Genomic DNA, 13059 nt, shown 5'->3' on the forward strand with positions numbered 1-13059 from the left:
CAGACATTAAGTTTGTCACAGCTTCTAACAAAATTTCGTAGATATAAAAAAGAAAGAGAAGGTTTTTTCCTTCTAATAAATAGATATATTTATATAATTTTACATTTATAATAGGAAAACGAGGTTGAGTCATAAGACATAGCTACATCAATCCAATCTAAATCATCTATACACATGAAACCTACATTCACCCTACAAATAAAAAAATCCGAACGAAGTTGATTCTCCATCAAGAATCGTGATTCATCGTTCGGATTTTCTTCAGCTAACACACTTTTGTCCCAGGTTCGTTTTTTTACTGACCTAATTCTTTAATTTGTTTCATAATACTTGATACATCTTGAATTGATTGAAACAATTCACTGTTTTTTAGCGCTTCTGGATTGAAGCTGCCATCCTTTATATTGGCTTCATACGCTTCAATTCCACTAATGATTTTTTCGTTTTGCTGAACAAGCTGATCGTGCACATCAGAAGCGATGTCAGGAGCTTTGGTTTGATTAAATTCTTCGGCTTTCCCTTTCATTTCCTGCAGCTTTTGCTCGAGCTTTTTTATTGCCTCGTCGTCATTAACAGCTTTTTCTGCTAGAGGCGGTATTTCTTCAGCAAACTTTTGGGCTTCACTCACGTAATCTTTCGCATCGTTTGCGTAGTTCAACGTACTGCTTGTATCTTCAAGAAAAGAACAGCCGCTGACCATCAAAAGAACAGCAGTTGATATGACTAGCATCCACTTTTTCACTTAGCACTCAACCTTTCTTATTTCTTTTCTGCTATCTTCTTTTCGATTTTCGTTTCTTTAACTCTTTCATAATAATGGGTACAGCTTTTTTTATTCCTTTTTTTACAGCGGGGCTTTTTAACAGTCTCGATAGTTTTGACATTTTTAAGCTCCTCTCTTCTTTTGAAATAACAAAAAACACCTTTACCATATGTGGTAAAGGTGTTTGTATCCAGACCTTTACCAATGGCAACATTGGCAAAGGTCTCGCTAACAATTTGCATTGTCAATAAAGCCGGAGATAATAATCTCGAAATGACGACTTTACTGCAAGAGCTACTCCCCTTTGAGCAAAACAGCGTTTTTTGTTAACACAATCATAACGTATGTTCCTGATTATCGTCAACTTATATGGAATTAATACACATCTTTTTTGGTAAATACCAGAAACGACACGAGCAGCCCGGCAAGTCCCCAGATGGTTAAAACACCTAAGGAAAATCCTAGTGTCATTCCTTCAGTCGGAGGAGCTGTGCCTTGCAGGTAAGAAGTTAAATTTAAATTGACCATAAACAAGTACTTAGCTGAATTCCACGAAGAAACCATACTGCTTAAAATCGTACCTGCAATCAAACAAGCAAGCATCACCCCCATACCAGCAGCCGTACTTTTAATTAAAACGGACAGCATAAAAGCAAGCGTTCCAACCACCAGTGATACAAACCAAGCAAGGCCAAACTCCATTAAAATATATCTCCACTGCGAAATCAAATGAACGTCCGCTGTATTCAAATCATTACCCTGCACGCTAAATCCCGTAAGAATAGGCGCTGTCCAGCCTTTAAATCCAAATACAACGCCAGAAATGAGATACGACAAAACGCCAAACATTAAAATTAAAAACGAGACGGACATGACGAGCGTGATGTATTTACTAAGCAGGATTTTCCACCGCTTCACAGGCCTCGTCAACAGTACCTTGATGGATCCCAAGCTGTATTCTGAAGACACTAAATCCGCTGCAATAATCATAATCATCAGGGGCAACAGAAGCTGAATGGCGTTTTCAATGAACCCTCGCACAAACGTTGGCGCTCCTGGTTCTGAAGGATTGATATCGTTATCTAAGTAATACTGCTGCTGCGCCACGCGAATTTCAAGCTGCTTGCGCCAATCATCTGAAATTTGGCTTCCGCTCAGCCGGTTTTGCGTATCGATAATTTCTTGCTGTAGCGTACTGCGCCAATCGGTCGTTCCTAGCTTTTCTTGAAGGCGCTGCGTTTCACGAAGCTGAGCATAGGTGAACATGGAAATCAAAACACCCATAATAAGGGTAACGATTAACAGGCGCTTTTTTCGAACGAGCTTGATCATTTCATTTTGAACCAAACTAATCAATCGATTCGCCTCCTGTCATTTCGATAAATAAATCTTCAAGAGTTGGAAGCTTTCGATTCATTTCTTTTACCGTTACTCCTGCTTGAATGAGCTGTTTGTTCCACTCTCCCACTTCCGCTTCTTCATAAAACGTCGTAACATATTCTCCCTGCACTTGCACAAAGTCCGTCACTTGTTTTAAGACGTCTATTCCCGCAGGCTGCGGATCTAGCTTCCACAGTAATCGCTCTTGCTGAGTTAACAGGGTCTTCACCGATTCTGTGTGAATAACTTCGCCTTTTGCAATAATCGCTACTCGGTCACACATCAGCTGAATCTCACTCAGCAAATGACTCGATACTAAGACGCTTAGGCCTTCACTTTCAGCTAAAAAGCGAATAAATTTACGCATATCCCGAATCCCAGATGGATCGAGTCCGTTCGTTGGCTCATCTAAAATGAGCACTTTGGGTTTTCCGAGAAGCGCTTGCGCAATTCCTAAACGCTGCCTCATACCTAACGAATACGTGCGAACTAAGTCGTGGATACGCTCTTGTAAGCCAACTAATGCCACAACTTCATGAATGCGTTCTTCCGTCATAGAAGGAATCATACGTGAAAAGTGCTGCAGATTTTCCCAGCCGCTTAAGTATGGATACAGCTCAGGATTTTCAACAATACAGCCGATATGCTCCATCGCTTTTGTAAACTGCTTCGATACGCTGTATCCACAGATAGAAATCGAACCAGCCGTCGGGCGAATCAAGCCTACAAGCATTCGGATCGTTGTTGTTTTACCAGCTCCATTTGGCCCTAAAAAACCAAATACTTCGCCTCTTTTTAGTTCAAAATCAATATTTTTGATGATTTCACGTTTTCCTATTACTTTTCTCAGTCCTTTTACTGAAAGTGTTACTTCACTCATATCATTCCCTCCCTTACCACGTAATAAGCGATGCTACACGCTCGGCGATCAGCTTATAGCCTTTTGCATTCGGATGAAACTTATCAGTATATAAGTAGTCATCTACCTTTAGCTGAAACAAATCAAAGGTCGGAACAAAAACAGTTTGCTTATAATTAGCGCTTAATTCACTGCTTTTATAATTCCATTCTCGTACAATAGCCGTTGTCGTTTCTGCATCCTGCAGGTTACTAAACGGATTATATAAACCAATTAAAAAAATCGTTGCGTCTTTATTTGCCGAACGGATGCTTTTTAAGACGCTGTCTACGTTTTTTAAATAGTCATTTTCTAGCTTTTGAATATTGTTTTTATTTAAGTTCTGCAGCGTTTGTCCGCCTTGAAATAAGTCATTTCCGCCAATCGTAATCAACACGGTATCTGCAGACTTAATCTGCCGCTGAATTTGCTGCTGCTTTACTTGACTTGCCAGCTGCGAAGACGTTTGACCTTTTATTCCAAAGTTACTTAAGAGAATTTTTTTCTTCGTTTTTTCTTCAAGATTATCTTTTAAATACCCAACGTATCCTTTTCCCGCTGCGTCTCCTGTTCCTCTTGTCAGTGAATCTCCTAAAGCGACAATCGTATAATTTTTGGTGCTTTTGTTACTGCTGCTTGTTTCTTGCTTCGGCTTTGGCATTTCTTTTACAATAGCTTTTGAGGCGCTAACATAATCATAAATAGACATTCCAAGCCCTGCTGCAAACAGCAGACACGAAATAATCGAAATAAAGGATACAATCCATACCCACTTTCCTTTCGCTTTCACTGGCTGCACTCCTTTTCGTCTTTTTAGTTATCTTTTTTTAGAGCTTCAACTGTTTTTAGTAAAGCGGACCAGTCTAAATGACCCCAGCCATTTTCGACCCCTTGTTCATAGTGACCTTTCACAAGATCTCCTAACGGAAGCGGAGCGGACACTTTTTTGGCTGCATCAATAGCCAAGTTTACATCTTTTAGTCCAAGCTCCAGCTTGAATCCGGCTGGATCAAAGTCTCTTTTAGCAATTAAATTGCCGTAATTTTTATACACAGGAGATGCAAATAAGCTGTTAACCACTTCAAGAAACTGCTCCGCTTGCATCCCGTACTGCTCTACCATGACTACTGCTTCAGAAACAGCTTCTAACATCGATACTAGTAAAAAATTATTGCCAAGCTTAGCTACATTTGATAAGTAAGGCTCGTCTCCTACAGTAAAAATAGTTTGACCAATCGCTTCAAACAGCGGCCAAACGTGCTCTCTTGGTTCTTTATTACCTGCAACTATTACTTTGAGAGCCGCAGCAGCTGCTGCGTCGGGGCGCCCTAAAACGGTCGCTGCAACAAAATGCTGTCCTGATGCAGCATGTGCGCTTGTTAATTTTTCGGACAAATCTACGCTAATAGTACTCACAGAAACGTGAATACCGCCTTCTTGGAGGCCTGCAAGTATACCTTCTTGTGACATCGTTACTTCTTCTAAAGCCTCGTCATTGGAAAGAATCGTAAAGACAAGATTCGCTTCTTGTGCTGCTTGGGCAGGTGTCTCTACAACCTTTGCTCCTTTTTTCACAAGACTTTCCGCCTTTGAAGCAGTTCGGTTATAAATCACAAGTTCATGACCCGCTTTTATCATATTTTCCGCCATCGGTAATCCCATATTTCCTAAACCAATTAAACCCACTTTCATCCTTACCACTCCATTTCAGCGCTCAGTATGTACATTTATACTTGTTTTCTACCTTTAGAAAAACCATATTTTCATTATTATATAACTACAGTAAAAGCGAATACAAAGAATAGCCTTTCTAAAATGTTCAAAATGTGACATTTTTTAGACGTGTCTTATGAAAAACTTGTCAAAAAAATACGGATAGTTTTTAAATAAAGCGCTTGCAAGCATAGGAAATTTCTGCTAAGATATAAGAGAATTATTTTTGTTCGGTGGGGATGTATGAGTATTGTCACTTTTCGTCTTTAGATTTGAGCAAGAATAGTACCACAATGTGCGAGTCCGCACGAGGAGGCAACAATTATGGAACAAGGTAAAGTAAAATGGTTTAACGCAGAAAAAGGTTTTGGATTCATCGAGCGCGAAGGTGGAGACGATGTATTCGTACACTTCTCAGCAATCCAAAGCGAAGGCTTCAAATCTTTAGACGAAGGTCAAGCTGTAACATTTGACGTAGAACAAGGTCAACGCGGACCTCAAGCTGCTAACGTTCAAAAAGCATAAGAAACACAACATATCAGAAACAGATCCTTTAAAGGATCTGTTTTTTTGTGTACAAACATAAAAAAGCCCTGTTTTTCAACAGGGCCAGTCGGTACAAATACAGAAGTAAAGTTAATGGTACTCTTAGTATAGCACAAGATCATAACAATCTATACGAAATAATAAAATAAAACTTTCATCCGGTACGTTTACCTATGTTTATAGCTATTCCAGACTCTCTAGGGCGCTCGCAAATCGTTTAATTCCTTCTCGAATGACCTCTTCTTCCCCTCTGCCAAACGTAAAGCGAATAGCTCCGCTTTGAGAACTCAGCACGCTTCCTGGGACAAAGGCTACTCCTCTTTTAAGCGATTCTTCCAATAGACGATAGTCATCGACCGGCTGATTCACTTTGCACCATAAGTGAATCCCGCCTTGAGGTGAATCGAAAGATACTTTTGATCCGAGCAATTCGTTCAGACTCGACGACAGGGCATACTCTTGCTTTTTGAGCTCTTGTCTGAGCTTTTCAATATGCGAAGAAAACGTAGGAGAATCTAAGAATTGATAAGCAATCCACTGCGGAAAGATGCTGTGGCCAAAGTCAATTTGCTGCTTAGCGTCTGCCAGACGCTGAATCACTTGCTCTGGCCCCACTATCCAGCCAATTCGAAGGCCTGATGCAACAATTTTAGAAAGCGAGCTGATATAGAGGACATTTCCGTTCTCGTCCATCGATTTCAGCGTTTGATGTACATTTCCGTCAAATGCCGTGAGTGAATAAGGATCATCTTCAATAAGCGGAATGCCGTATTCTGAAGAAAGCTCTAAAAACCGCTTTCGGCGCGCTTCTGATAACACAATACCGGTCGGGTTTTGATAATACGGATTTAAAAAAACCATTCGAATGCGATGCTTTTTATGTAATTCTACTAAGTCCTCCGGGTTGGCTCCATTTTTATCTACAGGCAGCAAAAACGTTCGTAAACCTGCTGATTGAAAAAGCGGCAATGAATAGCTATAGGACGGATCTTCAATCGCTACTGCATCTCCTGGTTTTAACAAACACTGAACAATCAAATGAAGTGCTTGCTGTGCACCTGATGTGATTAAAATGGAATTAGCATCGGTGGAGATTTTCCGGTACTCATGAACATGAGCAGCAATAGCGTCACGCAGACGTTCATTACCGTGAGGATGATCATAGCCTAAATGCTCATTAAACGGCATGCCCGCTAATATTCGCTGAAAATCTTCACTTGGAAATAAGCTAGGCGCTAATTCTCCGCTGGCTAAGTTCACAAAATCTGTTCGCAAAGCCTCGCTTCTGATTCGCTGTACGAGCGGCAAATTAGGCAGAAATGAACCGTCTTCTACATATCTCCCCCAGTTTGGAATACGTTTTCGGGAAATTCCCCAGATGCTCGAACTAACTCGCGTGCCGCTTCCTTTTTTACGTTCTACGATTCCAAGTGCCTGCAGCTCTTCATAAGCAGCTACTACCGTGCTCCTGTTCACGTTGAGCTCAGCGGCAAGCGTTCGTTCTGATGGCAGCATAGAATCCGGCGGAAACGCTCCCGATGAAATACAGCTTTCAATATATTCTGCAATTTGTTTATAAATCGCTTTTTTGCTAGCGCGATCTGGTCTCCAGTTCATGCGGCGTCAGTCCTTACATTTAAACTTTCTTAATTAGTAGTTTATCCTTTATCTCTCTTATCTTAAAGCAGTTTTATAAAAAAAGACCATCCAATTCGGTGTTTTTTTGCTCATCCACTTTATCAAAAATTATAATAGTAGCTATTTTTCATTTTTAGGTATTTTAGTTTACATAATAATTTTATAGTTAATCATATTGAATGAATTTCACCATGAAAAAGAGATTGAGACATAACCACACCAGTCCAATCTGAAGACGAACAAATGGGATACATGAGCTCATATGGGTTGCTTGGTACACCACATTTGATTTCCGTGCAAGACTTCGCTTTCCGCGGGCGGCCGCTGAGCCTCCTCGTCGCATACGCTCCTGCGGGGTCTCACCTATTCCGCTTTTCCCGCAGGAGTCTTCGCCTTGCTCTCCAATCAACTGCTAGAAGCAACGAAATACATGAAAACTACATTCACCATGCCAATAAAAAAAAACCCAAACGAAGTTGATTCTCCATCAAGAATCTCGATTCATCGTTCGGATCTTTCTTCAACTAAACTACTTTCGTCACAGCCTATTTTTTTATAAAGGCGGTAAATCTAGCTTGCCTTCTTGAAACAATTCTTTCACCATGTGCTTGGCATACCCTGTTGCTTGCCCTAGCGTAATCTTTGCTGGCATAGGCGCTTCATTTGCATCGACGATTACATCGATAATGCACGGTTTATTCTGTCTAACTGCACTTTCAAAAGCCGGAAGCAGCTCGTCTTCCTTTTCTACTCGGTAGCCAACACCTCCGCAGATATCTGCATACCTAGCAAAATTCGGGTTTGTTAAATCCGTCCCAAATTCAGCATTTCCCATTACTTCTTGTTCAAATTTAATCATGCCGATTTTATGATTATTAAATAGCACTACGACTAGCGGAAGATTGTATTTAACGGCTGTAATAAAATCTGCCATCGTCATCGCAAAGCCGCCGTCTCCACATATCGCAAACACCTGCTTCTCGGGATAAGCAACTTTTCCAGCAATTGCGCCCGGTAGCCCGCAGCCGAGAGTTGCTAGCCAGCTTGAAATCACAAACTGCTGATTTGTCATACGAAAATGACGCGCCATCCATACAGTGACGTTTCCTACATCTACAGACAAGACCGCGTTATCATCCGCTACGTGCTGAAGCGCTCGAATCACTCGCTGAGGCTTGATAGGTACACTTTCTTTGGCTTCTTGGGTATCAAGCTGATTCCACCACTTTTTCATACGTTCTTGACTTTGCTCTAAAAACTGGCGATGCTCTGAGCGGCCAACGTTTTCTAAAAACCACTGAACCGTTGCTTTCGCTTCTCCTGCAAGCCCTGCATCTACAGGATATCTTTTGCCAATTTGTGCAGGATCAATATCAATATGAATCGTTTTTGCATGGTCTGGCAAAAAGCCTGTAAACGGATAGGACGTCCCAATCATGATGAGCGTATCCGCTTCTTGCATCGCTTCATACGCTGGCTTTGTCCCGATTAATCCAAGTCCTCCGAGGCAATATGGATGCTCATCCGGTATTGCGCCTTTTCCAGGAAGCGTAAGGACAATAGGTGCTGCGATTTTTTCTGCAAATGCAAGCAGCTCTTCTCTCATTTCATGTGTGCCTCGACCGGCTAGAATAACCGGACTTTCCGCTTTACCAATCAAATCTTTTGCTTTTTCAAGATCTTCTCTATGGGGGAAAATGTCTTGCTTGACAATGATGCTTGATGTTTCTCGTGCTTCCGATCCAACTTCAAAACGAGGAATATCATCGGGAATGGTTAACACAGCCACACCTTTTTTAGCATAAGCTGTTCGAATCGCTTGATTGACAACAGTCGGAAGCTGCTCAGCGGACATGACTCGCTGGTTATATACAGCCACGTCATCGAACATTCTCTCTAAATTAATTTCTTGAAACGCATCGCTGCCGATGAGATCTGACTCTACTTGCCCTGTAAGTGCTAAAACGGGCGCCTTGTCTAATTTGGCATCATATAAACCATTTAGTAAATGAATTGCTCCCGGTCCGGCAATAGCCGTGCATACTCCAATTTTCCCCGTTAGCTTTGCATATGCAGCCGCTGCGAGAGCTCCTGCTTCTTCATGCCTCACTTGAATAAACTTAATTTTATCTTGGGCTTTGCGAAGCGGTTCAATAATTGAATTAATGGAGTCTCCCGGCATGCCGTAAATATGATCAACGCCCCATTCAATTAGCAGTTCAATCAGTTTTTCTCCAGCTTTTTGTTTAAACATATGACTACCCCTTTCTTCTTATATATAGAGATAGTGTGACCTGATACGCTCTTTCTTACTTATTTTCAGTCGTATAATTTTCGTTTTCTTTCGTTAAAGGAAGACAACATCTTCGTTAAATTTTCTTCATTCCTTGCAATTATCATTATCTTTTGCTATTCTATAAGAAGAATTATTTTTGTTCGGCAACAATCGATAGGTGAATACTTTCGTCTTAAAGATTTTGATCATGAGCAAGGATAGTAATACAATGTGTGCATAGCACACGAGGAGGCAACATTCATGGAAAAAGGTACAGTAAAATGGTTTAACGCAGAAAAAGGTTTCGGATTTATCGAGCGCGAAAACGGCGACGATGTATTCGTACATTTCTCAGCAATCCAAAGCGAAGGATTCAAATCTTTAGACGAAGGTCAAGCTGTAACATTCGACGTTGAAGAAGGTCAACGCGGACCTCAAGCTGCTAACGTTCAAAAAGCATAAGTAGTAAAAAGACTCTGATTTCAGTCAGAGTCTTTTTTTTATGTAGAGCTACGCATAAATTTTTTTAACATGTAGTTTGTACACGTTATTATAAATAGTAAACTAAAAGAGTCTCTTCATTCCGAAGAGACCTTTTGTGGAAGAAATAGTTGAAGAAATAAAGTGTGGATGTTGCGTCGTCCTCATTTTTTAATAATTAGCACCAGCCGCCGCCGAAGCAAGAAGCGCCGATGATGATTAATAAGATGAAAAGTACAATGATTAAAGCGAAACCGCCGCCGCAGCCACCGCCGCTATAACCACAACCGTATCCGTAACCTCCGTAGTATCCCATGTGTTTCACCTCCATTTGCTATACTTTAAGATATGTGGATTTAGTTAAATTGCTCCTAATAATTCCATAGAACTTTTGAAAATGTTTGTCATACACTAAAATACTGAGCTTCTCAAACAAGTTCCACAAAGTGATAAAATATCTGATTTTATGGGCATTTACTCCTCTTTTCTGTACCTTTTAAAAATGTAATCGCTCCCTTTTTCATGAATGTACACCCCGCTGAATACCTTTAGTTATGTACACTCACACAGGAGGGATTCAATATGTTAACACTCGAAATTTCAAAGCAAATCGTTAAAAACGTCTACCCTATTGTCTTATCGAATCGCAGTAAAATCTTTCAAGAGGAAGTGAGCGTCGCCGCCTTGCAAGACTACTTTGGTCTTGATCATGCCTTTAGCGTGTATGCAGCTGCCACCATTATTTATCAGCTAGAAGCTGACGGATATGTATCCAAACCTCTGAAGCGCAGCGAATACAAGCGAATTTTGCTCAAATAAAAACAAGCATCCCCGCAAGGATGCTTGTCTTATTTATAGCTATACCTGTCGAATAATTGCTCGACTCTTTTGTGATAGTCCGCAAGGTAATCAGAGAGCTCCGTTTTGCTCAAATTATTGGCCTGCTCCTCAAATAGTGACAGCAGCGAAATTTTAATCATTTCCATTTCCGTTTCCGAACGATTTTCATTTCGCAAATCTTTTCTTAAATTCCACAGGCTTTGCTCCATTTCATGCTTTAATTGTTCTAGTGAGTGTGGTTCTTCTAATCCGGCACGAATGTCTTTTTTAAATCCACTCATCTTATCACTCCTCGCATTTGCACCTGCTAGATAGTATCTAATGTATACTATACCATAAATAACTATACGAGGCTTAAGCATGCATTTTAAGCAATTGGTCACAAAATAAAAAACATCTCTTTGGATGTCTTTACGTTACTTTTTATCTTACTTCGTCTTCTTCACCTTTTACATATTTAAAAAATGAATCAATCATTTCATTTAAAAAATCATTTCGATCTTCAAAATTCATAATTTCTAAAAACTCCACAATATCCTTATCTAAGCTAATAGCAGCAGGAACATAAGCAGCTGCTTCCCTTCTTTGCGGGAATGGAATCACATTATCTTTCTTCTTCATAAAACACCGTCCTTTTTCTGTGCTTTACTAGTGTAAGCTTTCAAGGAACGATTTGCAAGTCCCTCTGATGTAAAATTTTATATAAACATTCTTCTGAAAAGACAGAGTATATCTTTAGCTACTCAAGTAAGCTCATTTGACCTTAGCCTTTTTCGTGTTCTGGCGTCATATTAATAATTCGCCGCTGTTTTCTCTTTTCCTTTTGGCATCTTTTAGCAAATTTAAACACAAATAGTTTAAAAGAGGTTTTTATTTCCTTCTTATAGGTTAAAGAAAGGAAACAACATTTTTATATGGAGGGGTTACAAATGATTGCATTAACTGGAAAAGTTGCGCTTGTGACGGGAGCGGCATCTGGAATTGGACGCGCTTCAGCCATTACCTTAGCTGAACAAGGAGCGCGCGTTGCTCTTTTAGACTTAGAGGAAGAAAAATTACAAGAAGTAAAAGAGACCATCATGGCGAGCGGCGGAGAGTGTATAGCCATTAAAACAGACGTATCTGACTCTGAAAGTATAAAAGAGAGTATCGAAACGATTAGCAGCTTATGGAGTCAATTACATATTGTTTCTATTAACGCAGGCATCAACGGTACGTTTTCTTCTATTGAAGAACTATCACCAGAAGATTGGACAAAAACAATTGATACAAATTTAACGAGTACTTTTTTAACCGTGAAGCATTCTATTCCTTATTTGAAAGCTCAGGGAGGAAGCGTTATTATTACTAGCTCCATTAATGGCAACCGTACATTTTCAAACATCGGCATGAGCGCATACAGTTCCTCAAAGGCTGGCCAAATGGCCTTCGGCAAAATGGCAGCTCTTGAACTTTCTACATACGGAATACGGGTTAACGTCATTTGTCCAGGAGCAGTTGATACAAATATTGAAAGCAATACATTCCGTCAAGAAGACAAATTAAAAGAAGTCGCGATTCCAATTGAATATCCAAATGGCAATCAACCGCTTGCTAAACGCTCGGCTAAGCCCGAAGAAGTAGCAGATTTAATTTCCTTTTTAGCTTCTGACGCGTCCAAACATATTACCGGAAGTGAAATGTTTATTGACGGCGGAGAATCGCTGCTGTAACGTACAAGCCCCTGCATTATCTGCCAGGGGCTTGTTTTTTGCTTTTATGAACAACGTCTACTCCACCCGAAGCGGATATAATACTGCCTGTAATCATATCTGAGTTTTCATCACAAAGAAACTCAATAATACGCGCAATGTCTTCTCCTGTCCCTGATCGACCGACAGGCGTTGCTTTGTCTTCTAGTAATCTTGCTTTTATAATATCACTTTCTTTCATGTCTCCTACAATATCTCCGGGGCAGACCATATTGGCCGTAATCCCGTATTCCGCTACTTCTAGAGCAAGCGATTTGGTCAGAGAAGCTAGCCCTGACTTAGCGGCACTAAAAGCCGCGCGGTACATCCATCCAGGGGTATGCTCTACATCTTGAAAGCCGTATGTAATAATCCGTCCAAACTGCTGGTTTTTCATAATAGGAACAACAGCTTTGACAAAGTGAAAAACAGAGCTTAAATTCCCTTCCACCATTTCATACCATTCACTGTCTGTGTACTCTATTAATTTCTTTCTTTCAAATACATACGGACCTGCATTATTAATTAAAACATCAATACGTCCAAACCGCTCCATAGCCTGCGCAACGACATGTTCAATATCTTCTTTATTTGTTATGTCTCCTTCTATAAACTGTACGTTATCACTATATTGATGCCATTCTTCTTGCAGTTCTCGCACTTTATTTTTATCACTGCGAAAATGGACGGTAACGGAATACTGCTTTTTTAGAAACTGTTCTGTTACTTTTTTGCCGATACCTTTATGACCTGCTGTAATTAATGCATGTTTCATCGACCTTCACCTCTTTTACTC

The 13059-nt window shown here is 40.3% G+C and carries 16 protein-coding genes; 4 read left to right on the top strand and 12 right to left on the bottom strand.

Annotated elements, in window-relative coordinates; genetic code table 11:
• Positions 1-295: 295 nt before the first annotated feature.
• The 5 genes from CEQ83_RS13315 to CEQ83_RS13340 form a co-directional block, all read right to left on the bottom strand.
• Complete coding sequence (locus CEQ83_RS13315; RefSeq protein ID WP_098999551.1) at positions 296-742, bottom strand: DUF6376 family protein; 447 nt, start codon at positions 740-742, stop codon at positions 296-298.
• A gap of 396 nt (positions 743-1138) precedes the next feature.
• Complete coding sequence (locus tag CEQ83_RS13325) at positions 1139-2119, bottom strand: ABC transporter permease (RefSeq protein ID WP_014459751.1); 981 nt, start codon at positions 2117-2119, stop codon at positions 1139-1141.
• Positions 2112-3023 (bottom strand): ABC transporter ATP-binding protein, encoded by a 912-nt coding sequence (locus CEQ83_RS13330; protein ID WP_014459750.1) that lies wholly within the window; start codon positions 3021-3023, stop codon positions 2112-2114. The genes CEQ83_RS13325 and CEQ83_RS13330 overlap by 8 nt, the downstream gene beginning before the upstream one ends.
• Before the next feature lie 13 nt (positions 3024-3036).
• A complete protein-coding gene (locus CEQ83_RS13335; protein WP_155017298.1) occupies positions 3037-3831 on the bottom strand; it encodes a GDSL-type esterase/lipase family protein in 795 nt (264 codons plus the stop codon).
• A gap of 23 nt (positions 3832-3854) precedes the next feature.
• Positions 3855-4733: an NAD(P)-dependent oxidoreductase gene (locus CEQ83_RS13340; RefSeq protein ID WP_155017299.1), complete on the bottom strand. Its 879-nt coding sequence runs from the start codon at positions 4731-4733 to the stop codon at positions 3855-3857.
• A 345-nt stretch (positions 4734-5078) separates the two neighbouring features.
• On the opposite strand from CEQ83_RS13340, the gene CEQ83_RS13345 reads away from it, so the two are divergent.
• Positions 5079-5279, top strand: a complete 201-nt coding sequence (locus CEQ83_RS13345) for a cold-shock protein (RefSeq protein ID WP_013057405.1) — start codon at positions 5079-5081, stop codon at positions 5277-5279.
• A 204-nt stretch (positions 5280-5483) separates the two neighbouring features.
• Here the strand turns inward: CEQ83_RS13345 and pdxR are convergent, their stop codons facing one another.
• The 3 genes from pdxR to CEQ83_RS13360 all read right to left on the bottom strand — a co-directional run bounded on the left by pdxR (position 5484) and on the right by CEQ83_RS13360 (position 9192).
• Positions 5484-6917 carry a MocR-like pyridoxine biosynthesis transcription factor PdxR gene (pdxR, locus tag CEQ83_RS13350; protein ID WP_034651371.1) on the bottom strand — a complete coding sequence of 478 codons (1434 nt, stop codon included), beginning with the start codon at positions 6915-6917 and terminating at the stop codon, positions 5484-5486.
• A 187-nt stretch (positions 6918-7104) separates the two neighbouring features.
• A complete protein-coding gene (locus CEQ83_RS13355) occupies positions 7105-7347 on the bottom strand; it encodes a hypothetical protein (RefSeq protein ID WP_155017300.1) in 243 nt (80 codons plus the stop codon).
• A gap of 144 nt (positions 7348-7491) precedes the next feature.
• Entirely contained in the window at positions 7492-9192 is a 1701-nt protein-coding gene (locus CEQ83_RS13360; protein WP_155017301.1) for a pyruvate oxidase, read from the bottom strand.
• Positions 9193-9474: 282 nt separating this feature from the next.
• On the opposite strand from CEQ83_RS13360, the gene CEQ83_RS13365 reads away from it, so the two are divergent.
• A complete protein-coding gene (locus CEQ83_RS13365; protein WP_013057408.1) occupies positions 9475-9675 on the top strand; it encodes a cold-shock protein in 201 nt (66 codons plus the stop codon).
• Positions 9676-9871: 196 nt separating this feature from the next.
• Here the strand turns inward: CEQ83_RS13365 and CEQ83_RS13370 are convergent, their stop codons facing one another.
• On the bottom strand, positions 9872-10009 hold the full coding sequence (locus CEQ83_RS13370) for a YjcZ family sporulation protein (RefSeq protein WP_098113090.1): 138 nt from the start codon (positions 10007-10009) through the stop codon (positions 9872-9874).
• Positions 10010-10275: 266 nt separating this feature from the next.
• Between CEQ83_RS13370 and CEQ83_RS13375 the strand changes: the two genes are divergently transcribed.
• Positions 10276-10512, top strand: coding sequence for a hypothetical protein (locus CEQ83_RS13375; protein WP_014459745.1), 237 nt, complete (start codon positions 10276-10278; stop codon positions 10510-10512).
• 29 nt (positions 10513-10541) lie between these two features.
• On the opposite strand, the gene CEQ83_RS13380 is transcribed toward CEQ83_RS13375, so the two are convergent.
• Positions 10542-10814 carry a hypothetical protein gene (locus CEQ83_RS13380; protein WP_155017302.1) on the bottom strand — a complete coding sequence of 91 codons (273 nt, stop codon included), beginning with the start codon at positions 10812-10814 and terminating at the stop codon, positions 10542-10544.
• A gap of 142 nt (positions 10815-10956) precedes the next feature.
• Positions 10957-11154 (bottom strand): hypothetical protein, encoded by a 198-nt coding sequence (locus CEQ83_RS13385; RefSeq protein ID WP_048019147.1) that lies wholly within the window; start codon positions 11152-11154, stop codon positions 10957-10959.
• A 308-nt stretch (positions 11155-11462) separates the two neighbouring features.
• Here CEQ83_RS13385 and CEQ83_RS13390 point away from each other — a divergent pair, with 308 nt between their 5' ends.
• Positions 11463-12245, top strand: coding sequence for an SDR family oxidoreductase (locus CEQ83_RS13390; protein ID WP_048019146.1), 783 nt, complete (start codon positions 11463-11465; stop codon positions 12243-12245).
• Between the two features lie 16 nt (positions 12246-12261).
• Here CEQ83_RS13390 and CEQ83_RS13395 read toward each other — a convergent pair whose 3' ends face one another.
• Positions 12262-13038: an SDR family oxidoreductase gene (locus CEQ83_RS13395; protein WP_014459741.1), complete on the bottom strand. Its 777-nt coding sequence runs from the start codon at positions 13036-13038 to the stop codon at positions 12262-12264.
• Positions 13039-13059: the final 21 nt, after the last annotated feature.

This window comes from Priestia megaterium (assembly GCF_009497655.1).
In the GTDB taxonomy this organism is placed as follows: Bacteria; Bacillota; Bacilli; order Bacillales; family Bacillaceae_H; genus Priestia; species Priestia zanthoxyli.